This window comes from Klebsiella sp. Sb-30 (genome assembly GCF_057652795.1).
This window is the reverse complement of record NZ_CM172749.1, coordinates 3,769,514-3,789,670: the sequence shown is the minus strand read 5'-3', so window position 1 is coordinate 3,789,670 and position 20,157 is coordinate 3,769,514. Positions and strand designations below refer to the sequence as shown.

Annotated in this window: 21 protein-coding genes; 7 read left to right on the top strand and 14 right to left on the bottom strand. The window is 53.7% G+C overall.

All coding sequences use genetic code 11. The annotated features are described in order from the left end of the window. Nucleotides 1-164: 164 nt before the first annotated feature. Nucleotides 165-911, bottom strand: coding sequence for a thiol:disulfide interchange protein DsbG (dsbG, locus tag AC236I_RS17760; protein WP_004859480.1), 747 nt, complete (start codon nucleotides 909-911; stop codon nucleotides 165-167). Between the two features lie 408 nt (nucleotides 912-1,319). On the opposite strand from dsbG, the gene ahpC reads away from it, so the two are divergent. Further along, nucleotides 1,320-1,883 (top strand): alkyl hydroperoxide reductase subunit C, encoded by a 564-nt coding sequence (ahpC, locus tag AC236I_RS17755; RefSeq protein WP_004859485.1) that lies wholly within the window; start codon nucleotides 1,320-1,322, stop codon nucleotides 1,881-1,883. 239 nt (nucleotides 1,884-2,122) lie between these two features. Continuing rightward, the gene (gene ahpF, locus AC236I_RS17750; RefSeq protein WP_487608564.1) at nucleotides 2,123-3,688 is read left to right on the top strand and encodes an alkyl hydroperoxide reductase subunit F; all 1,566 of its coding nucleotides are present in this window, start codon (nucleotides 2,123-2,125) and stop codon (nucleotides 3,686-3,688) included. A gap of 68 nt (nucleotides 3,689-3,756) precedes the next feature. Here ahpF and uspG read toward each other — a convergent pair whose 3' ends face one another. Together uspG and rnk are read right to left on the bottom strand one after the other, a co-directional pair. Next, nucleotides 3,757-4,185, bottom strand: coding sequence for a universal stress protein UspG (gene uspG, locus AC236I_RS17745; RefSeq protein WP_004859493.1), 429 nt, complete (start codon nucleotides 4,183-4,185; stop codon nucleotides 3,757-3,759). A gap of 198 nt (nucleotides 4,186-4,383) precedes the next feature. After that, the gene (gene rnk / locus AC236I_RS17740) at nucleotides 4,384-4,794 is read right to left on the bottom strand and encodes a nucleoside diphosphate kinase regulator (protein WP_004859496.1); all 411 of its coding nucleotides are present in this window, start codon (nucleotides 4,792-4,794) and stop codon (nucleotides 4,384-4,386) included. Between the two features lie 240 nt (nucleotides 4,795-5,034). On the opposite strand from rnk, the gene AC236I_RS17735 reads away from it, so the two are divergent. Then, nucleotides 5,035-5,865 carry an alpha/beta fold hydrolase gene (locus AC236I_RS17735; RefSeq protein ID WP_015584901.1) on the top strand — a complete coding sequence of 277 codons (831 nt, stop codon included), beginning with the start codon at nucleotides 5,035-5,037 and terminating at the stop codon, nucleotides 5,863-5,865. Nucleotides 5,866-5,893: 28 nt separating this feature from the next. Here the strand turns inward: AC236I_RS17735 and rna are convergent, their stop codons facing one another. Together rna and dcuC are read right to left on the bottom strand one after the other, a co-directional pair. Continuing rightward, nucleotides 5,894-6,691, bottom strand: a complete 798-nt coding sequence (gene rna, locus AC236I_RS17730; RefSeq protein WP_015584900.1) for a ribonuclease I — start codon at nucleotides 6,689-6,691, stop codon at nucleotides 5,894-5,896. Nucleotides 6,692-6,776: 85 nt separating this feature from the next. Then, entirely contained in the window at nucleotides 6,777-8,147 is a 1,371-nt protein-coding gene (gene dcuC / locus AC236I_RS17725) for an anaerobic C4-dicarboxylate transporter DcuC (protein ID WP_004859503.1), read from the bottom strand. A gap of 291 nt (nucleotides 8,148-8,438) precedes the next feature. Here dcuC and pagP point away from each other — a divergent pair, with 291 nt between their 5' ends. Together pagP and cspE are read left to right on the top strand one after the other, a co-directional pair. Next, the gene (gene pagP / locus AC236I_RS17720) at nucleotides 8,439-9,014 is read left to right on the top strand and encodes a lipid IV(A) palmitoyltransferase PagP (protein ID WP_032716882.1); all 576 of its coding nucleotides are present in this window, start codon (nucleotides 8,439-8,441) and stop codon (nucleotides 9,012-9,014) included. A 195-nt stretch (nucleotides 9,015-9,209) separates the two neighbouring features. Next, the gene (cspE, locus tag AC236I_RS17715) at nucleotides 9,210-9,419 is read left to right on the top strand and encodes a transcription antiterminator/RNA stability regulator CspE (protein ID WP_004859511.1); all 210 of its coding nucleotides are present in this window, start codon (nucleotides 9,210-9,212) and stop codon (nucleotides 9,417-9,419) included. Between the two features lie 57 nt (nucleotides 9,420-9,476). On the opposite strand, the gene crcB is transcribed toward cspE, so the two are convergent. Next, on the bottom strand, nucleotides 9,477-9,860 hold the full coding sequence (gene crcB, locus AC236I_RS17710) for a fluoride efflux transporter CrcB (protein ID WP_004859513.1): 384 nt from the start codon (nucleotides 9,858-9,860) through the stop codon (nucleotides 9,477-9,479). 90 nt (nucleotides 9,861-9,950) lie between these two features. Here crcB and AC236I_RS17705 point away from each other — a divergent pair, with 90 nt between their 5' ends. Together AC236I_RS17705 and tatE are read left to right on the top strand one after the other, a co-directional pair. Next, nucleotides 9,951-10,739, top strand: a complete 789-nt coding sequence (locus tag AC236I_RS17705) for a deaminated glutathione amidase (RefSeq protein WP_015584898.1) — start codon at nucleotides 9,951-9,953, stop codon at nucleotides 10,737-10,739. A 127-nt stretch (nucleotides 10,740-10,866) separates the two neighbouring features. After that, nucleotides 10,867-11,073 carry a twin-arginine translocase subunit TatE gene (tatE, locus tag AC236I_RS17700; protein WP_004859519.1) on the top strand — a complete coding sequence of 69 codons (207 nt, stop codon included), beginning with the start codon at nucleotides 10,867-10,869 and terminating at the stop codon, nucleotides 11,071-11,073. A 227-nt stretch (nucleotides 11,074-11,300) separates the two neighbouring features. Here tatE and lipA read toward each other — a convergent pair whose 3' ends face one another. From lipA to mrdA, 8 genes are all read right to left on the bottom strand, one after another. Then, a complete protein-coding gene (gene lipA, locus AC236I_RS17695) occupies nucleotides 11,301-12,266 on the bottom strand; it encodes a lipoyl synthase (RefSeq protein WP_004859521.1) in 966 nt (321 codons plus the stop codon). 179 nt (nucleotides 12,267-12,445) lie between these two features. Continuing rightward, entirely contained in the window at nucleotides 12,446-13,405 is a 960-nt protein-coding gene (locus tag AC236I_RS17690) for a YbeF family transcriptional regulator (protein ID WP_487608563.1), read from the bottom strand. A gap of 143 nt (nucleotides 13,406-13,548) precedes the next feature. Beyond that, on the bottom strand, nucleotides 13,549-14,193 hold the full coding sequence (gene lipB / locus AC236I_RS17685) for a lipoyl(octanoyl) transferase LipB (RefSeq protein ID WP_015584897.1): 645 nt from the start codon (nucleotides 14,191-14,193) through the stop codon (nucleotides 13,549-13,551). 98 nt (nucleotides 14,194-14,291) lie between these two features. Next, nucleotides 14,292-14,555 carry a DUF493 family protein YbeD gene (gene ybeD / locus AC236I_RS17680; RefSeq protein ID WP_004859527.1) on the bottom strand — a complete coding sequence of 88 codons (264 nt, stop codon included), beginning with the start codon at nucleotides 14,553-14,555 and terminating at the stop codon, nucleotides 14,292-14,294. A 114-nt stretch (nucleotides 14,556-14,669) separates the two neighbouring features. Continuing rightward, nucleotides 14,670-15,869 (bottom strand): D-alanyl-D-alanine carboxypeptidase DacA, encoded by a 1,200-nt coding sequence (gene dacA / locus AC236I_RS17675; protein WP_015584896.1) that lies wholly within the window; start codon nucleotides 15,867-15,869, stop codon nucleotides 14,670-14,672. A 143-nt stretch (nucleotides 15,870-16,012) separates the two neighbouring features. Then, nucleotides 16,013-17,131, bottom strand: a complete 1,119-nt coding sequence (gene rlpA, locus AC236I_RS17670; RefSeq protein WP_165458496.1) for an endolytic peptidoglycan transglycosylase RlpA — start codon at nucleotides 17,129-17,131, stop codon at nucleotides 16,013-16,015. A gap of 10 nt (nucleotides 17,132-17,141) precedes the next feature. Next, on the bottom strand, nucleotides 17,142-18,254 hold the full coding sequence (gene mrdB, locus AC236I_RS17665) for a peptidoglycan glycosyltransferase MrdB (RefSeq protein WP_004859537.1): 1,113 nt from the start codon (nucleotides 18,252-18,254) through the stop codon (nucleotides 17,142-17,144). After that, nucleotides 18,254-20,155, bottom strand: coding sequence for a peptidoglycan DD-transpeptidase MrdA (mrdA, locus tag AC236I_RS17660; RefSeq protein WP_004859539.1), 1,902 nt, complete (start codon nucleotides 20,153-20,155; stop codon nucleotides 18,254-18,256). Before mrdA ends, mrdB begins: the two co-directional genes overlap by 1 nt. Nucleotides 20,156-20,157: the final 2 nt, after the last annotated feature.

The window sequence follows — 20,157 nt, the reverse complement described above, 5'->3', positions numbered from 1 at the left end:
TGATAAAAGTTATTAGTATTTTGTATTTTATTTTTTTGTAATAATTGAGTTGGTGAATTTATAATAGCGTTTATTTTTCGCCAATACTGAATGTATATGACTGGAGAGGCGTAAGCCAGGTTCTTTTTTCTCAGGAACCTGGCCAGGAAGAGGAGCTGAGCGGGCTACTTTTCTCCCATCATGACCTGCAGCTTGTCGGCTTCAGGCAGCCCGACCACCTGCTGCAGCATATTATCTTTGTTCATGTAGTAAATGGCCGGCGTTGCGTTCGCGCCGAGTTCATCCATTAACTGCTGGTTCTCGCTGACGATCTTCATTTTTTCCGGGGAGAGATTAGTCGGGATCTTAATAAGCATTTTTCCGGCGGATTGTTGGTAATCACGCCAGGTTTTCGCCGGATCCTCGGTAGCGAGAATTGCGGCGGCCGTCGCCGGGCTTTCGGGTTTGATAACGCCAACCAACAGCGTGCGAATCTGTACTTTGCCTGACTCTACCCACGGACGGGCCTGTTGCCAGAATTGCAGGCAGTACGGGCAGAAGGGATCGGCAAAGACATACAGAGTGACCGGCGCCTCCTTTTTCCCTTCCTGTAGCCAGCTGGCGGCCTCCATTTTCTTCCACATCGCCTGGCCTGCCGGCGTATAGAGCTCTTTCTGGAACAGCTGCTCGCTCAGGTTATTGCCATTTTCATCGTACATATAGCCGGAAATAGCGTGCTTGCCGTCGGGGGTCAGATAGATAGCGACCCCCATATCCTGATATTTCCCCAGCCATCCCTTCACCCCACCCGGTGCTTCAAAGGGCTTAATAATGGTAATTCCCTGTTTTTCTATCGCTTTTACGGGAGCCGGGAGATCTTCAGCCTGGCAGAAAAAGGGTAAAAAACTGAGAAAAAACAGACGCTTTAACATGATAATTCCTTGTTAAATCAATGTGTAAGGTGAAAAGATGACGAAGCCTATCACAGCTATAGGTAAGACCTGCTCGCGGGCGGATTGCCCTTTAATACTGCGGATGGTGTAATCGGCCTTGCTGTTACATTAAGGTAATGTAGAGCGCAACACATAGCCAGCTTGTCTGGCACTGAACCTACCTGCGGGTATTTCAGGTAACGGGGCCGCCTGAATAGGGTGGCCTTTTTACTTTCAGTGCCACGGGATGCAAAAGTAACGAAAAGCGGCGATCGTCGCGCCGGGTTCACAAAGCTGTCTTGTTCCGGTTGTTAGATATCGCTTATTGATTTGATAATGCAAACGCATTGGTCGAATCAGGAAAAGTTCGTTAACTTAGACCTCAACGAAAACACGGAGGAAGTATAGATGTCCTTGATTAACACTAAAATCAAACCTTTTAAAAACCAGGCATTCAAAAACGGTGAATTCATCGAAGTTACCGAAAAAGACACCGAAGGCCGTTGGAGCGTATTCTTCTTCTATCCGGCTGACTTCACCTTTGTATGCCCGACTGAACTGGGCGACGTTGCAGACCATTACGAAGAGCTGCAGAAACTGGGCGTAGACGTGTACTCCGTTTCTACCGATACCCACTTCACCCACAAAGCATGGCACAGCAGCTCTGACACCATCGCGAAAATCAAGTATGCGATGATCGGCGACCCGACTGGCGCCCTGACCCGTAACTTCGACAACATGCGTGAAGACGAAGGCCTGGCGGACCGCGCAACCTTCGTTGTTGACCCGCAGGGTATCATCCAGGCTATCGAAGTTACCGCTGAAGGTATCGGCCGCGACGCATCTGACCTGCTGCGTAAAATCAAAGCTGCTCAGTACGTTGCTTCTCACCCAGGTGAAGTTTGCCCGGCGAAATGGAAAGAAGGTGAAGCGACTCTGGCGCCTTCTCTGGACCTGGTCGGCAAAATCTAAAATTCACTACACCTTTCGCGCTACAGGTGCGTTGGCTACGCTTCATCCCCCGGTCACTTACTTATGTAAGCTCCGGGGATTCATAAGCCTGCCGCCTTCCTGTAACACGAAATGCTTGCGAATTTATCCTCAAGCGGGTGCATCTGCGCCCGTTTTATTCCAGCACCATGATGCAAGCCGCATTCAGGCCGCCCGCAAGGCTGCTTGCATGATGATGTTTTTTAAGCAGGAGATTAAAAATGCTCGACACCAACATGAAAACCCAGCTCAAGGCCTACCTTGAGAAACTGACCAAACCTGTTGAGCTGGTTGCCACGCTGGATGACAGCGCAAAATCGGCAGAAATCAAGGAACTGCTGGCTGAAATCGCCGAACTGTCGGAAAAAGTGACCTTCAGAGAAGATAACAGCTTGCCTGTCCGCAAGCCTTCTTTCCTGATTGCCAATCCCGGATCCCTCCTGGGGCCGCGTTTTGCCGGTTCTCCGCTGGGACATGAATTTACCTCTTTGGTGCTGGCGCTGCTGTGGACCGGCGGCCATCCTTCCAAAGAGACCCAGTCACTGCTCGAGCAGATCCGCGATCTGGACGGTGATTTTGAGTTTGAAACCTATTATTCGCTTTCTTGTCATAACTGCCCGGATGTCGTGCAGGCGCTGAACCTGATGGCGGTACTGAATCCGCGTATTAAACATACGGCGATTGACGGTGGGACTTTCCAGAATGAGATTACCGATCGCAACGTGATGGGCGTTCCGGCTGTCTTTATGAATGGCCAGGAGTTCGGTCAGGGTCGTATGACGCTGGCGGAAATTGTCGCTAAAGTTGATACCGGCGCCGAAAAACGGGCGGCGGAAGAGCTGAATAAGCGCGATGCTTATGATGTGCTGATTGTTGGTTCCGGCCCGTCTGGTGCCGCGGCGGCGGTCTATTCTGCGCGTAAAGGTATTCGTACCGGTCTGATGGGTGAACGTTTCGGTGGTCAGGTGCTGGATACCGTGGATATCGAAAACTACATCTCTGTACCGAAAACCGAAGGGCAGAAACTGGCCGGGGCGTTAAAAGCGCACGTCAGCGACTATGCGGTGGATGTGATCGACTCTCAGAGCGCATCGAAACTGATTCCGGCTTCGGTAGAAGGCGGCCTGCACCAAATTGAAACGGCCTCCGGCGCGGTGCTGAAAGCGCGCAGCGTGATCATTGCCACCGGGGCAAAATGGCGCAACATGAACGTGCCGGGTGAGGATCAGTATCGCACTAAAGGGGTGACCTATTGCCCGCACTGCGACGGCCCGCTGTTTAAAGGTAAACGCGTGGCGGTCATCGGCGGCGGTAACTCCGGCGTTGAGGCGGCCATCGATCTGGCAGGTCTGGTAGAACACGTGACTCTGCTGGAGTTCGCGCCGGAAATGAAAGCCGACCAGGTCCTGCAGGATAAAGTCCGCAGCCTGAAAAACGTCGATATCATTCTCAATGCGCAGACCACTGAAGTGACGGGCGATGGCAGCAAAGTGACCGGCCTGCAGTATCGTGACCGGGTCAGCGGTGATGAACACCATATCGAGCTGGCGGGGATTTTCGTGCAGATTGGGCTGCTGCCGAACACCAACTGGCTGGAAGGCACCATCGAGCGTAACCGGATGGGCGAGATTATCATCGACGCGAAATGTGAAACTAACGTCAAGGGCGTGTTTGCCGCCGGCGACTGCACAACCGTACCGTACAAACAGATTATTATCGCCGCGGGCGAGGGCGCGAAAGCTTCCCTGAGTTCGTTCGATTATCTGATTCGTACCAAAAGCGCATAATAAAGTAAGACCACACCTGCATATAAAAGAGGCTACCCCAGGGTAGCCTCTTTTTTTAGCCTTCGAGGTTACCGAACGACCATTACCGGAATATGGGCATGGCGGATGACGCTTGAGGCATTAGAGCCAAGCAAGTGGGTGCTGATAGAAGGGTTGCGCGAACCAATCACCACCACATCGGCTTTAATTTCGTTCGCCAGTTCATTGACCATGTCCCGCACATTACCAAAGCGGACGTGCATTTTAATCCGCGAAGGGTCGATGCTGAAATGACCTGCCATTGTTTTCAGGCGCGTTTCCGCTTCGTGCTGTAGATGCTCTTCAAAACGACGCAGATCGGCGGTAAAGCGGCTCATCGTGAAGCTGGACGATCCGGGTAAGACGTGGAGCAGGTGAATAATCCCATCCTGCTGGGCCAAAAACTCCGCGTGGCGGACGGCCTTGTCGCTCAACTCCATCTCAAAAACATCAACGGGCATAATGATAGTTTTATACATATGCATTCCTCCTTGTTCGACTGTTTCTATATCAACACATTATAGGAAAATATAGTGTCATTCAGCTCGCAAAACTGTCAGCTCAGACGAAGAGAGAGGTAAAATTTTGTCAGAACAAATGAGAGAGGGAAGAGGGCAGAAAGAGGATGCGAAGACATCCTCTGAATAAAGCGTGAAACGCCTCAGGCAGCGGGAGAATTAACGATGAAACTCACCTGCAGCTTCCGGCTGGTAAAGTAGCTCCAGGACTTCGAGATGAGCCGATGCCCCGCCCGGTAATTCCCAGTGGATCGCACTGCCGACTTTCAGACCGAGCAGCGCGGCGCCAACGGGAGCGAGCACGGAAAGCTGGGTGGCGCTGTCCGTTACCTGCGAGGGAAACACCAGTGTCCGCACGCGTTCTTCACCGCTGCTCAAATCGCGAAATCTGACTTTACTGTTCATGCTGACAACATCATGCGGCATCGCTTCGGGCGCCAGCATTTGTGCACGATCCAGTTCGTCGTTCAGCGCATCTGCCACCGGGGAATTAGCGAAAGCCGGCTGTTCGAGCAGCCTGTCGATGCGTTCTGCATCGAGCTCATTAATGATGATTGCGGGTCTGGTCATCGCATACTCCGTGTTATCCAGGAACCTGTCCGTAAAAGAAAACCCTCACCGAAAAGGCAAGGGTTAATGTCGTCCCATCATACTGAGACTTGTCGGCGGTTTGAAGTGATTAAACGCACATTAAGTGATGATCGCCGAAAGGGACATATGAAATTTATGATAATGCCGTCACAACCGAAAAATCTGTCTTATCCTTTTTAAGCTGTATCAGGTAGTACCCTTCCAATACAGGAGACTTAAATGAGCGGTTTTGACAAACTTACTCTTAACGACGGTAGTTATCTGTATTTTAAAGACTGGGGTAGCGGGCAACCGGTGGTATTCAGCCACGGCTGGCCGTTGACGGCTGATGCTTTTGAAGATCAAATGTTGTTTCTCGGATCGCATGGATTCCGCGTGATTGCTCACGATCGCCGGGGGCATGGTCGCTCGGCGCAGCCCTGGGATGGCCACAATATGGATCAGTATGCCGACGATCTGGCTCAGCTCACGGCCCATCTGAACTTACGTGATGCCGTTCATGTCGGACACTCAACCGGCGGCGGGGAAGTCGCGCGTTATATCGGCCGGCACGGAACTGACCGTGTGGCGAAAGCGGTGCTGATTGGCGCCGTGACGCCGATTATGATTCAGACGGACTTTAACCCGAACGGCGTTCCCAGGGCGGTCTTCGACAGCATCAGGGAGGGGGTTATTGAGGATCGCGGAGCGTTCTTCTATGAGCTGACGGCAGCATTCTACGGCTACAATCGGGACGGGGCCAAAGAGTCAAAAGCGGTACGTGAAGGGTTTGTCGAGCAGGGGTTGCAGGGGTCAATCAAAGCGCTTTATGACTGTATTGAAGCGTTTTCTGAAACCGACCTCCGTGAAGACCTGCGTAAGATGACGATCCCGACGCTGGTGATTCATGGTGATGATGACCAGATTGTCCCGTTTGAAACCTGCGGGAAAGTGGCGGCGCAGCTGCTGCCTGACGGCGAATTAAAGATCTACCAGGGCGGGTCTCACGGGATCTGTACGACCCATAAACACCAGATTAACCAGGATCTGCTCGATTTTATTCGCGCGTAATCTACCGGCGGCTTACGCCGCCGAATCATCAGTTGCCGGCTTTATCAATCACAAATTGTTTGCCGCAATTCCCCGGATGAGGCTGGGGCAAGAGGCTATTGGCTGAAAGCGGCTGATTGATGGCCTCCGCTTTGATGGCGATTTGCATTTCGGTTAAATAAGCCGGATTGCCGTTACAGGTCAGCTTAAATGCTTTCACGCTCTGCTTACCATATGCCTGCGCGACCGCGGCATCGAACTCATCGCGGCTGACGCTCTGCCCGTAGTGCTTCGCCAGAAAGAGGCCCAGCGGGCTCTGCTTCACTTCACTATCAAGACGTACCATCGTGCCAAAGTAGCTATCGGGATCGAAGCCAAAACAGACGCCGTGTTTCGCATACTCATAACGCTCGAGACATGAATTGCCGCCGGCTCCCGGCATCACGCTATTGAGTTTATTCGCCATCTCGAGCGACAGCCCGGTTTCAGCGGCCTGGCATTTACGCCCGGCTTTCACTTCAGGCATGTTGGGGACAGGGCGGGTGGCACAGCCAAAACGCATCCAGCGCCGATCGTCGACGCCCCGGGCAGCAATGGATTTTGGCAGGCCAGGCCAGAGGCCATGTACCGTCAGGAAATCCGCTTTATTCGGTAATTCCTGCTGCAAGCGACACTCTTCCGGCTCACTCCGGTTTCTGTCATGCATGCTCTGGCAGAACCCCGTTTGCCATGACAAAGCCAGTACATAACGGTCGAAATCGCCATATTGCGTTGCGGTGAGTGGTTCAGCGCCGGCCTGGGTTGCCGTCAACAAAAGGGCAATGGCGACGAAATCCTTCCTGAACATTTTTAATCCTGATAGTGGGTGACAATGATTTACAGGAAATGATTAAAGCATAAAAAAGGCGCCAGCTGGCGCCTTTTCGCGTTTATTAAAGCGCGCTACCGGGTACCAGAACTTCGGTGGCGATAATCACCACCAGCAGACCGACGATAACCGGAACAGAGGTCCGTTTCACCACTTCAAAGGGGGAGATTTTGGCCATCCCGGCAACGGCGACCACCACGCCTGAGACCGGCGAAATAGTCCGACCCAGGTTTGAAGCCTGTAGCATAGGAATGGACAGGTAGGCCGGGTTGATGCCTGAAGAGTGGGCTAATTTCGGGATCATCTCTACGAAGGCGTAAAACGGCGCGTTACCAGAACCGGTGGTCATTGCCGCCAGCATGGTCAGAATCACCAGCACCAGCATTAAAATAATGCTCGCCGAGCCAAATGATGTGGCGATTGAGATCAGGCTATTGATAAAGCCAATGGTGCTCAGGCCCTGAGCAAAGACGCCGGCGGCCACTAACAGCATGACGACGCCGGCGAAGGCATCGGCCATGCCGCGGTAGGCGACTTCCAGTCCGGCGAAAACATTTTTCGTATTAAAGCCGCGAACAAACTCCAGCACGGCCGCCAGCAGCATGCAGAGCACGAGGATAGCAATAATATGCAGCTCCGGGCCCCATTTCCCGTCGAAAATCAGGACGCCGATAATCGGCGTAAAGGGCAGAAGGGCGTAAAAGGAGGGAGCGGTTGTGGTGATCTCATTCACATCAAGCATTTCGTGAACGACATTCTCTTTTTTATCCAGATAGCGCTGCCAGAAGTAGTGGGCAATGGCCATGCTGATAATTGCGACGATGGAGATTGGCAGCGTGGTTTTAAACGCGAAGTCGATGAGCGGCATTTCTGCGGCTTTGGCGGCCAGCACCACGTCGCCGGAGGTCGGAGAGAGGATAATGGCGGCCGGCGAGGCGCAAATGGCCGCCGCGGCGCCGCGACTGATACCGACGTTCACCATCACCGGGAACAGCGTGGCCATCAGCAGAACGCCCAGACCGGTTGCCGAAGAGACGGCCAGCGACATCAGACAGGCGACAAAATAGGCGGCGATCATCAGCAGATAGGGAGAGTTAATATAGCGCAGTGGCTTTGAAGCCAGCTTTACCACCATATCGTTGGCGCCAATATGGGTCATATAGGTGGCGAATCCGCAGAGCATCATGATCATCATGCCCAAATCGCCGCCGCGGCTCATCAGGAGAATTTTAACGTATTCGATAATATCGGTCGCGGAGTACCCCGTGCTTTTTGTATCGCCGGGTAAAATTTTGTGCCCCATCAACGCGCTGACGATGAGTAACGTCAAACCGCCGACGAACAGCACGCCGGTGGCGGAATACCCTTTTATAATATAGCGGGCAACACCCACAATGACCACAATCCCAATCAGGATCTCAACTAGCGTAAGCATCTTTTACCCCTAAGCCTTTTACCCAAAGAATCTGCTAATAAATAAAGTGAAGATAAAATTAAGTGAGCGAATGTGCCTAATTAATGGGCGAAACATGCTGATGCAAATCAATAAACTGATGAGAACCCTGCAATCATCAGTGGAGGGGCGGCCGCTATCACAAAACGACGAGGTGAAAAGGGGGCTGTTTTTCCGATCATAAATCAGAAACTTACCTAATTTCGTTAAGGTAATATTAAGATTATACTTGTTAAATTATTGCGCTTTAAAATCGATATTGGTAAGAGATAAGTGTTGAGACAACGTCAGTTCGTATTGTTTTTTCTTGGTTTTTTAGGGGTAATGCTCTCTTGTGGCGCGGCTAACGCGTCGTTTACGTCGACGATTCGCGATGGGTATAACACCTTAAGTGATAACGTCGTGCAAACCTGGCAGGAACCTGAACACTACGATCTGTATGTTCCCGCGATTACCTGGCATGCCCGCTTTGCCTATGACAAAGAAAAGACCGATGAATATAACGAGCGTCCGTGGGGAGCAGGATTCGGGGTTTCGCGCTGGGATGATAAAGGCAACTGGCACGGCCTGTATCTGATGGCTTTTAAGGACTCTTTTAACAAATGGGAACCGATTGGCGGCTATGGCTGGGAGAAAACCTGGCGTCCGTTAGCAGATGACAACTTTCATCTTGGTCTGGGGTACACGCTGGGCGTGACGGCGCGGGATAACTGGAATTACATTCCCATTCCGGTCATTTTGCCACTGGCATCCATTGGTTATGGACCGGCAACTTTCCAGATGACCTATATCCCCGGGACCTACAATAACGGTAACGTCTACTTTGCCTGGGCCCGTTTCCAGTTTTAGAACTGGCATAACTTAGCAATAAAAGAGCTAAGTCGTTTGTCCTGTGAAAAAACAACAACTAAGGCGTGACCTCCTAAAAAAGATAGCGATATTTGTCACTTTTTAACAAAGTTGGACTGGACAAAAGGCATCACAATTGATGTACTGGTGTCCGACACAGTATCAGTGTCGTTTTTTCATATAAAGGTAATTTTGATGTCTAAGATTAAAGGTAACGTTAAGTGGTTTAATGAATCCAAAGGATTCGGTTTCATTACTCCGGAAGATGGCAGCAAAGATGTATTCGTACATTTCTCTGCAATCCAGTCCAACGGTTTCAAAACTCTGGCTGAAGGTCAGCGCGTAGAGTTCGAAATCACTAACGGTGCCAAAGGCCCTTCTGCTGCAAACGTAAACGCTATCTAAGCATTGCGTCAGTAGAATATAAAAACCCGCTCAACGCGGGTTTTTTTTTGCCTGCCGTTAGCGGCTGGCAGCGTGGGAAAAGAGCCAGAATGCCGTTGCCGTCATGGCGAATGAACCTAACAGATTGACCAGAATGTTCAGCAGCGCCCAGCTGAAACGGCCCTGTTGCAGCAGGAAAACGACCTCCGATGAGAAGGTTGAGAACGTCGTCAGCCCGCCGCAAAATCCGGTAGTGATCAGCAATTTCCACATTGGGTCAATGTTTGTCAGGCGATTAAACCATGCCAGCCCGGCACCAATGATAAATGCGCCCAGCAAGTTTGCCGCGAGTGTGCCGATGGGAATAGCGTGATGCATTGGATTGAACTTCATACCAAGCCACCAGCGCAATACGCTGCCGGTACCGCCGCCAACAAAAACGGCTAAAAGTAGTTGTGACACTCTCATTCCCTGCTATTTGGTTAATACAGGGGTTTGAGTGTAGCGCGCAAAATGCGTCATTGGCTACGAAATACCTGACGGGAGAAGAGAATGCGGGTTGCTGCGGGACAATTTGCCGTTACGGCGGACTGGCGAGTCAATGCGCGTACCTGCGTAGCGTTGATGAACCAGGCGGCCGGGCAGGGAGTATCATTGCTGGTATTACCGGAAGCATTGCTGGCGCGTGACGACAGCGATCCGGATCTCTCGGTAAAGTCGGCGCAGGAGATTGATGGCGGTTTTCTGCAGCTGTTGCGTGATGAAAGCCGGAATTATGGTTTAACCACGGTGCTGACGCTGCATGTACCTTCGGGTGAGGGGCGAGCGACGAATACGCTGGTGGCGATACGCCAGGGCGAAGTGATTGCCCAATACCAGAAGCTCCATTTGTATGACGCGTTTGCGATGCAGGAGTCGCGACTTGTCGATGCCGGGCAACAGATTCCGCCGCTGATTGATATCGACGGGGTACGCGTTGGCCTAATGACCTGTTACGATTTACGCTTTCCTGAACTGGCGTTAACGCTGGCGCTTAACGGTGCTGAAGTATTGGTTTTACCCACCGCGTGGGTAAAAGGGCCGATGAAGGAGTATCATTGGGCCACGCTACTGGCGGCCAGGGCTCTGGATACGACCTGCTATATCGTTGCGGCAGGCGAATGCGGCACCCGTAATATTGGTCAGAGCCGCATTATCGACCCGATGGGAACGATAATGGCGGGGGCAGGGGACGAGCCGCAGATGATTACTGCCGACATTTCGACAGCGTCGCTGCGTCAGATTCGCGAGCGTTTGCCGGTGTTGAAGAACCGCCGCTTTGCGCCACCGCAATTATTGTGATGTTTTTTTAAACAAGGCTTGATTCACCTTGTTACAGATTGCTATTGTGTCCGCGCGTCAAATAGCCGTTAATTGTTCGCGTGTATGATGGCGTATTCGCAGCTTGTTTTAGAGAAGAAGGTTAGCTATGGGTGAGATTAGTATTACCAAACTGCTGGTTGTCGCAGCACTGATTATTTTAGTGTTTGGTACCAAAAAATTACGTACGCTGGGTGGAGACCTGGGGTCCGCTATCAAAGGCTTCAAGAAAGCCATGAACGACGATGACGATAGCGCGAAGAAAACCAGTGCGGAAGAAGACGCTCCGGCACAAAAGCTCTCTCATAAAGAGTAATTAAAGGCGCTTTCCCCGACAGCGGGAGGGCGTAACCGACAGGCGAGAGTCTGGACGTTGAAGAGGCTGCAGCGATAAGCGTTGCGGCCTCTTTTTGTTGCCTGCTCGCGAAAATACGGAAAAAATGCAACCAGTTGTTACCAGCGGGCAGGGAAACATCAGACGGGCGGGATAAAAACAGATCGCCGCGCGAAAGCGTTCACGCGGCGATTGGCGGGCAGTGAGATTTACTTCACTTCCATCCCTTTGGCTTGCAAGTCGGCATGATAAGACGAACGAACGAACGGACCGCAGGCGGCATGGGTGAAGCCCATCGCCATCGCTTCGGCTTTCATCTCTTCAAACTCATCCGGGCTAACGTAGCGCTGAACCGGCAGGTGATGACGGCTTGGCTGCAGATACTGGCCCAGGGTGAGCATAGTCACGCCATGGCGACGCAGGTCGCGCATAACTTCGATGATCTCTTCATTGGTCTCGCCGAGACCGACCATCAAACCTGATTTCGTCGGGATCTCCGGATGCGCTTCTTTAAAGCGCTCCAGCAGCTTCAGCGACCAGTTGTAGTCGGCGCCTGGGCGAACCTGACGATACAGACGCGGCACGTTTTCCAGGTTGTGGTTAAACACATCCGGCGGCGTCACCGTGAGGATATCCAGCGCGCGATCCATACGGCCACGGAAGTCAGGGACCAGGGTCTCAATCTTAATCGTCGGGTTTTTCTCACGAATAGCGCTGATGCAATCGGCAAAGTGCTGTGCGCCGCCGTCGCGAAGATCGTCGCGGTCAACGGAGGTCACGACGACGTAACGCAGGCCCATATCGGCGATAGTTTGCGCGAGTTTCTGCGGTTCGTTGGCATCCGGGGTCACCGGACGACCGTGCGCAACGTCACAGAACGGGCAGCGGCGGGTACAAATCGCGCCGAGGATCATAAAGGTGGCCGTTCCGTGGTTGAAGCATTCCGCAAGGTTTGGGCAAGAAGCTTCTTCGCACACGGAGTGCAGACCGTTCTTACGCATCGCTGCTTTGATTCCCTGGATACGGGACGAGTCAGCCGGAAGTTTGATTTTCATCCATTCCGGTTTTCTGAGCAGAGCTTCACGCTCAGTTGCCACGTTTTTCACCGGGATAAGGGCCATTTTATCGGCGTCGCGGTACTTAACACCGCGTTCCATCACAATGGGTTTACTCATAGCGTGCGTGTTCCAGTTGCGAGTCACGAAGGAAAGCGAATCAATTCAAGGAAATGTTGTATTTATCAACTATTTTTGAATTAAGGACAGGCAGTATACCATTGATATGGGACAGAAAGCAGCCTACCTGTTCGGCAAATTGTAAAATAGTTGTTGTTTTATGCTTATCCTCACGTGCTTTATTGTTTAAACGACTGGCAAACGACCTCGATGACCTGATTCAGCAACGGTTCCTGCGCGCTCTGCCGGTTGTAATGCAGTGCAATCTCAATGCGCTCTTCGGGTAATTGAGCGTAGTCGAGCCTTGCCAGCGACCACGTTTGCGCCAGCAGAGAAAACATTCGCTCCGGTATCAGCCCGAGCATATCGCTTTGGCTGATCAGCGCAGCCTGGGCAAACAGGTTGTCGCTGCTGAAGCCACAGCGGCGTTCTCCCTGGCGTTCCTGCCGCTGCCGGTATATTGCCGGATAGCGTTGGCCCGGCGGTAGCTTCAGCGCAAACTCATACTGGCGGAGATTCTCTTCGGTTAACGGCCTTTGCAGCGCCGGATGTTCTTCGCGGCAATACATCACCAGCCGCTCTTCAAACAGCAGGTGATACGCGATGGTCTGGCTACTGTAGGTATCGCTGTCGATCACTAAATCGACCTGGCGTTGGTTAAGCTGACTGCTGGCATCGGTAATGGCGATGTTGTGTAACCGGATCTGGGGGAAACGCGGTTTGAGCGCGTGCGCAATCGTGGGGATGACCAGCGCCCCGATGAGAGGGGAGGTCGCGATGGTGAGGGCGCGTGGCTGAGCCGCCCCGCAGGCCAGGTCAAGGGCGCTGAGGAAGGATTCCATTCCCTGGCTGATGTACTGGTGAAGATGGGTTGCGTAGGCCGTAGGCCTCACCCCCTGGCCTTTACGAATAAACAGTGGGTCGGGGAATACCGCACGCAGTTTGTTAAGCGACTGGCTGATCGCCGATGGTGTAATGTTCAGCACTTTAGCGGCATTTACGATGCCCTTGTGAACATACACCGCTTCAAAAATGGTCAGCAGGTTCAGATCCACATTGCGTAGAATACGCAACACCTGGCGGTCGTGGTGCGGTTCCTGCGGTGCGGGCGACTCTGATGACGGCGTGTTATTTTCCACTCAGCGCTTCCTGTTATCGGAAATAGCGCAAGTATAGCGGCCGGCGGCAGCGTCGTGCGTGACGTTTAATTGCAAATATAATGGCTTAACTATCGATAATGCGAATGTCGCGCCCCGGAGACAGGGGCGCGAGCGGGCGGGAGCTAAGCGGCAGCAATCATCTCGTGGGGCGGGTTGCCGAGCAGGGCCAGCAGGTTGGCAACCAGATGTGGCGCCACCATCTGCGGTTGAATATCCGGCTGCCACTGGCGCATTTGGGTCATCTCCATCCCGGCATAGCCGCAGGGGTTAATCCGCAGGAACGGCGACAGGTCCATCGCAATATTCAGCGCAAGCCCGTGAAACGAACAACCTTTCCGGATACGTAAACCCAGCGAACAGATTTTTTGCTCGCCGACGTAGACGCCGGGCGCATCGGCGCGTGGATGTGATTCAATCGCGTATTCCGCCAGCGTATTGACCACGGTCTGTTCCAGCAGAGTAACCAGTTCGCGCACGCCCAGTTTCCGGCGCTTGAGGTTCAACAGAACATACATCACCTGCTGCCCTGGCCCGTGGTAGGTCACCTGGCCGCCGCGATCGCTTTGAATGACCGGAATGTCCCCCGGAACCAGCACGTGTTCGGCTTTTCCCGCCTGGCCTTGAGTAAAGACCGCAGGGTGCTCTACCAGCCAGATTTCGTCCAGCGTGCTGTCGTCGCGGGTATCGGTAAATTCATGCATCGCCTGCGAGACCGGTTCGTAAGGTTGCAGGCCAAGTTGACGAATAAGGATTTTGTTATGCTGCAAAACAACGTCTCCGCAGAGAGAGAAGTGACTTGAGGGGGGAGTATATCACAGCATAGCGGGGAGAGATGACCCGGCGCAGGACCGGGTCTGGGAATGGGTTACAGCACCATCCGGACGATATCGATATTGCCCAGCTCTTCGTACAGGGTTTCGACCTGCTCGATATGGGTTGCGTTGATGGTGATAGAGACCGAGTGGTAGTTCCCCTTGCTGCTCGGTTTTACCTGTGGAGAGTAATCACCAGGCGCATGGCGCTGTACCACTTCCACCACCTGATCAACCAGCTCAGGCAACGCCTGCCCCATTACTTTGTAAGTAAATGGAGTAGGGAATTCAAGCAGTTCGTTAAGTTTGGTTTTCATGTCAGCTCCGGTGTTACGACAAAAAATAATAACTCCCACGAAGTGTGGGAGTTATCAGGTTACTTTGATGATTAGTATATGGGGATGTAAATCACACTTTCAAGTGTTCGATTTTTAACCAAACCAGTGGTGGAACATTAACTTGATGTAATCAATCATTTTTCCGAAGAAATTGCCTTCAGGAATTTCTTGCAGGACGACCAGCGGGCGCTGATCGATCGTTTTACCGTCCAGCTGGAAGTTAATGGTGCCGACAACCTGATTTTTCTGCAGCGGGGCGTGCAGTTCGGTATTGTTCAGCACATAGCTGGCTTTCAGATCTTTCATGCGGCCACGAGGGATAGTCAGATAAACGTCTTTATCGACACCCAGCGAAGCGCGATCGCTGTCGCCAAACCAGGCTGGTTCGGAAGAGAACTCTTTCCCGGCTTTCAGCGGATTAACGGTTTCGAAGAAGCGGAAGCCCCAGGTCAGCAGCTTTTTGCTTTCGGATTCGCGGCCTTTGTAGGTGCGGCCGCCCATGACGGCGGAGATCAGACGCATCTGGCCTTCGGTCGCCGAGGCCACGAGGTTATAGCCCGCTTTATCGGTATGCCCGGTTTTAATCCCGTCGACGTTCAGGCTGTTATCCCACAGCAGACCGTTACGGTTCAGCTGACGAATGCCGTTAAAGGTGAACTCTTTTTCTTTATAGATGGTGTATTCGTTCGGTACATCGCGGATCAGCGCCTGGCCAATCAGCGCCATATCGCGCGCGGAGCTGTACTGACCGTCGGCATCGAGGCCGTGAACGGTCTGGAAGTGGCTGTTTTTCAGGCCCAGCGCATTGACGTAGCTGTTCATCAGGCTGACGAAGGCATCCTGGCTGCCGGCAACATAGTCGGCCATGGCGACGCAGGCATCGTTACCTGACTGCAGGTTGATGCCGCGGATCAGCTGAGAAACCGGAACCTGCATACCCGGCTTCAGGAACATCAGTGAAGAGCCTTTAAACACCGGGTTACCGGTTGCCCACGCATCGTTACCCACCGTAACCAGGTCGGTTTCTTTAAACTTGCCCGCTTTCATGGCCTGACCGATGACGTAGCTGGTCATCATTTTGGTCAGACTCGCCGGGTCGCGGCGGGAATCGGCGTTATTCTCCGCCAGCACTTTGCCCGAATTGTAATCAATAAGAATCCAGGATTCGGCGTCAATCTGCGGCGCGCCTGGGATCATGGTTTTGAGATTCAGGTCATCGGCGTGGGCAGCGGAGGAGAGCGCTGCAACGGAGAGGGCCGTAACGAGTAAACGTGCGGTGAAAGAGGTCTTCATGGTCAGAACAACGGCATCCGTGATGGAGTTAAAAAAAGTGCCTTACTATAACAAATGCTCTGTGGACCGGCATCCGACATTGCGCATGACTTTGTTAATGACTTTTTCATGCGCATCACAGTACGGACAACGACCCTACCTGTTTAGTTGGCGTGAGTAATAAATGATTGCAGCTGAGCTTCGCTTTGCAGGCGCTGTTGTACCGTGCTGGCCTGCGATTTACTGGCGAATGGCCCTAGCTGAATGCGCCACACTGCGCCGTTCTGCACGACGCGGCCAGGCACGGAAAACTGCTGGCTCAGACGCTGCTGATATTGCTGCGCGCGGGCCCGATCGCTGACGGCGCCGACCTGGACGACAAAATCGCCGCTGGCGCTGGCCGAAGAGGCGGCGACAGCCGTGGTTGCCGCCGCAGCCGGCGCTGCTGGCGTGACGCTGCCTTGCGCAGAACCAGGGGCGGTAACCGGCGCGCTTTGGGTGGCAGTCTGAACCGCAGGCTCGCTGCTTTCCAGTACGCCGCTATTCAGGGGCGTCGGCGCGCCGAGGAAGCCGCTGCTGTTCACCGGAGCGCCAACGTTGTCTTCCGGCTTCAGCGTGGCATTGCTGATCGGGCGAACGTCGGTTGGCGCCGTCGGTTCGCTGGAAACACCTGCGCCGCCGTCAAGATCGGGACGAGCAGGCAGCGCATAGGTCTGTTTGGCAACGGTAGTACAGGCCATGCCCGGGCCGGAAAGCGAACCGTCCGGTGCGACGATGATCGGATCGATACGCACTTTGGTGTTGTTGGAGGTGTTCAGGCGATCGGCGGAGGCGCGAGAAAGCGAAATCACGCGATCGGTGCCGTACGGGCCGCGATCGTTAATGCGCACGACGATCATGCGGCCATTTGCCACGTTCGTCACGCGCACGTAGCTCGGGATCGGCAGCGTCGGGTGTGCTGCGGTCAGCTGCGTCGGGTCGAAGGCTTCGCCGGATGCCGTCAGGTTGCTGTTGGGCTCCGCATCATAAATGGCGGCCAGACCGGTCTGGGTAAAGTTAGACGGATCCTGGACGATTTTATAACTTTTACCCTCGCGCTCGTAATCCTGATTCGCCGTCGCATTTGGCGTCTCATAATGCGGATCGGCGCCGCTGATTTCCACGCTTGGGCCATTACAAACGGCCGGCTGTGGAGTGCTGACCGTCTTCTGTTGAACGTCTTCACCCGAACATGCCGCCAGCAGCCCCGCTGCTATGCAAATCCCCAGCCATTGCTTACGCATCGCAAACCCCTTAAACGCTTTTCGACAACATTTTTCTGTGGGTGTGGATCGACATCACGATACCAAACCCGGCCATCAATACGATCAGGGCTGAGCCCCCGTAGCTGACCAGCGGCAACGGTACCCCCACCACTGGTAAAATACCACTCACCATACCAATATTTACGAAGACATAAACGAATAAAATCAACATTAAACCACCGGCCATGACGCGACCGAAGGTGGTCTGCGCCTGGGCGGCGATCCACAGCCCGCGCATGATGAGCAAAATATAGAGCGCCAGTAGAATCAGCACGCCAATCAGGCCGAGCTCTTCGGCCAGGACCGCAAAGATAAAGTCGGTATGGCGTTCCGGCAGGAATTCAAGCTGCGACTGGGTGCCGTGCAGCCAGCCTTTGCCGCGTAATCCACCGGAGCCAATGGCGATTTTCGACTGGATAATATGATAGCCGGCACCCAGCGGATCGGTTTCCGGGTCGAGCAACATCATGACGCGCTGACGCTGATAATCATGCATCAGGAAGAACCATAAAATCGGAATAAACGCCGCAACCAGCACCACCGCCACGCCGATCAGGCGCCAGCTCAGCCCGGACAGGAACAGCACGAACAGGCCAGACAACGCAATCAGAATCGATGTTCCGAGGTCAGGCTGGGCGGCAACCAGCAGGGTTGGCAGAAAAATCAGCACCAGCGCAATGGCGGTATTCTTCAGCGAGGGTGGGCAAACGTCGCGGTTGATAAAGCGCGCGACCATCAGCGGGACGGCGATTTTAGCAATTTCCGACGGCTGAAAGCGCACAACCCCCAGATCCAGCCAGCGCTGGGCGCCTTTGGAAATCGCGCCGAAAGCGTCAACCGCCACCAGCAAAATGATACAGAAGATATAGAGATAGGGCGCCCAGCCTTCATACACGCGCGGCGGGATTTGCGCCATCACGATCATGATCACCACGCCCATGGCGATCTGGCCTATTTTGCGCTCCATCATCCCGATGTCCTGGCCGCTGGCGCTCCAGATGACCAGCGCGCTGTAGGTCAGCAGCGCCAGCAGAATCAGCACCATGGTCGGATCGAGATGGATTTTATCCCATAGTGATTTTTTGTTCGGATTATCGGTCATTATTGATCCTCACCCGCCGTGACCGCCGGGTTTTCACTCGGCAGGTTTGTGTTGTTATCACCCAGCATAATGTGGTCGAGAATCTGGCGCATAATCGTGCCGACCGCCGGGCCAGCACCGCCGTTCTCAAGAATGATGGCAACAGCAACCTGGGGATTGTTATAAGGGGCAAACGCCGTCATGAGTTTATGGTCACGCAGACGTTCCGCGATTCGGTGCGCGTTATAGGTTTCATTGGCTTTCAGGCCAAATACCTGGGCTGTACCGGATTTCGCCGCAATTTTATAGGGCGCGCTGGCGAAGTATTTATGCGCGGTCCCGTTGCCACGGTTAGCGACGCCGAACATCCCGTCCTTGGCGATTTCCCAGAAGCCGGAATGAATGTCGCCGACCGGCGGCTCGTGCGGTTGAACCCAGGGAACCTGTTTGCCGTCTTCGACGGTGCTTTGCAGCAGATGCGGCACTTTCACCAGACCGTCGTTTATCAGGATCATCAGCGCTTTGTTCATCTGAATCGGCGTGGCGGTCCAGTAGCCCTGGCCGATTCCGACCGGGATGGTGTCGCCCTGATACCAGGGCTTCTTAAAGCGTTTCAGCTTCCATTCGCGGGTCGGCATATTCCCGGAACGCTCTTCCGACAGATCGATACCGGTATAGTGGCCGTAACCGAATTTGCTCATCCACTCAGAGAGGCGGTCGATACCCATATCATAAGCGACCTGATAGAAGTAGGTATCCGCAGACTCCTCGAGCGCTTTGGTCACATTCAGATGCCCGTGACCCCATTTTTTCCAGTCGCGGTAGCGCTTGTCAGAGCCCGGCAGCTGCCACCAGCCCGGGTCGAACAGGCTGGTATTGCGGGTGATGACGTTCGCGCTGAGGGCCGATACGGCGACATAAGGCTTCACCGTCGACGCCGGCGGGTAGACCCCCTGAGTCGCGCGGTTGACCAGCGGAGTATTCGGATCGTTCAGCAGGGCGGAGTAGTCTTTACTGGAGATGCCGTCCACAAACAGGTTCGGGTCGTAGCTCGGCGTGGAGACCAGCGCGAGGATGCTGCCGGTACGCGGGTCGGTGACGACCACGGCAGCGCGGCTGCCGGCGAGCAGGGTCTCAATGTACTGCTGAAGCTTGAGATCGAGGGTCAAATAGATATCGCGCCCGGCCTGCGGCGGCACCTCTTTGAGCTGGCGAATGACGCGGCCGCGGTTGTTGACCTCAACCTCTTCATAGCCGGTCTGACCGTGCAATACGTCTTCGTAATAGCGCTCGATTCCCAGCTTGCCAATATCATGCGTGGAGGCATAGTTGGCCAGCTTGCCCTCTTTATCCAGGCGATCGACGTCTTTATCGTTAATTTTTGAGACGTAGCCGATAACGTGGGTCAGCGCGGAATTATAGGGGTAGTAGCGGCGTTTATAGCCTTTTACTTCGACGCCGGGAAAGCGGTACTGGTTAACCGCAAAACGGGCCACCTGGACTTCGCTCAGGTTGACCTTGACGGGAATCGAGGTGAAGCGATGGGAACGCGAGCGTTCTTTCTTGAAGTTTGCAATATCATCATCGGTCAGATCGATGACGTCGCGTAACGCATCCAGCGTCTGCTGCACGTTATCGACTTTCTCCGGCATCATCTCCAGCTGGTAGATGGTGCGGTTCAGCGCCAGCGGCGTACCGTTGCGGTCATAGATAATGCCGCGACTGGGCGGAATGGGGACCAGCTTAATACGGTTTTCGTTGGAACGCGTTTGATAGTCGGTGTAGCGAACAATCTGCACGTTATAAAGATTGGCAACCAGTATGCCGGTAAGCAGCAAAATCCCCAAAAAAGCGACCAGCGCCCGGCGCACGAACAGCGAGGATTCAGCCGTATAGTCGCGGAAAGAATTCTGTAATTTCATTC

Excerpts from the sequence above, each read along its gene's own strand:
- mrdB (WP_004859537.1), bottom strand. The coding sequence starts at position 18,254 with ATGACCGATAATCCGAACAAAAAATCACTATGGGATAAAATCCATCTC.
- lipA (WP_004859521.1), bottom strand. The coding sequence starts at position 12,266 with ATGAGTAAACCCATTGTGATGGAACGCGGTGTTAAGTACCGCGACGCC.
- mrdA (WP_004859539.1), bottom strand. The coding sequence starts at position 20,155 with ATGAAATTACAGAATTCTTTCCGCGACTATACGGCTGAATCCTCGCTG.
- dcuC (WP_004859503.1), bottom strand. The coding sequence starts at position 8,147 with ATGCTTACGCTAGTTGAGATCCTGATTGGGATTGTGGTCATTGTGGGT.
- rna (WP_015584900.1), bottom strand. The coding sequence starts at position 6,691 with ATGTTCAGGAAGGATTTCGTCGCCATTGCCCTTTTGTTGACGGCAACC.
- dacA (WP_015584896.1), bottom strand. The coding sequence starts at position 15,869 with ATGAAGACCTCTTTCACCGCACGTTTACTCGTTACGGCCCTCTCCGTT.
- dsbG (WP_004859480.1), bottom strand. The coding sequence starts at position 911 with ATGTTAAAGCGTCTGTTTTTTCTCAGTTTTTTACCCTTTTTCTGCCAG.
- AC236I_RS17735 (WP_015584901.1), top strand. The coding sequence starts at position 5,035 with ATGAGCGGTTTTGACAAACTTACTCTTAACGACGGTAGTTATCTGTAT.
- AC236I_RS17705 (WP_015584898.1), top strand. The coding sequence starts at position 9,951 with ATGCGGGTTGCTGCGGGACAATTTGCCGTTACGGCGGACTGGCGAGTC.
- ahpC (WP_004859485.1), top strand. The coding sequence starts at position 1,320 with ATGTCCTTGATTAACACTAAAATCAAACCTTTTAAAAACCAGGCATTC.
- rnk (WP_004859496.1), bottom strand. The coding sequence starts at position 4,794 with ATGACCAGACCCGCAATCATCATTAATGAGCTCGATGCAGAACGCATC.
- rlpA (WP_165458496.1), bottom strand. The coding sequence starts at position 17,131 with ATGCGTAAGCAATGGCTGGGGATTTGCATAGCAGCGGGGCTGCTGGCG.
- cspE (WP_004859511.1), top strand. The coding sequence starts at position 9,210 with ATGTCTAAGATTAAAGGTAACGTTAAGTGGTTTAATGAATCCAAAGGA.
- ahpF (WP_487608564.1), top strand. The coding sequence starts at position 2,123 with ATGCTCGACACCAACATGAAAACCCAGCTCAAGGCCTACCTTGAGAAA.
- uspG (WP_004859493.1), bottom strand. The coding sequence starts at position 4,185 with ATGTATAAAACTATCATTATGCCCGTTGATGTTTTTGAGATGGAGTTG.
- ybeD (WP_004859527.1), bottom strand. The coding sequence starts at position 14,555 with ATGAAAACCAAACTTAACGAACTGCTTGAATTCCCTACTCCATTTACT.
- tatE (WP_004859519.1), top strand. The coding sequence starts at position 10,867 with ATGGGTGAGATTAGTATTACCAAACTGCTGGTTGTCGCAGCACTGATT.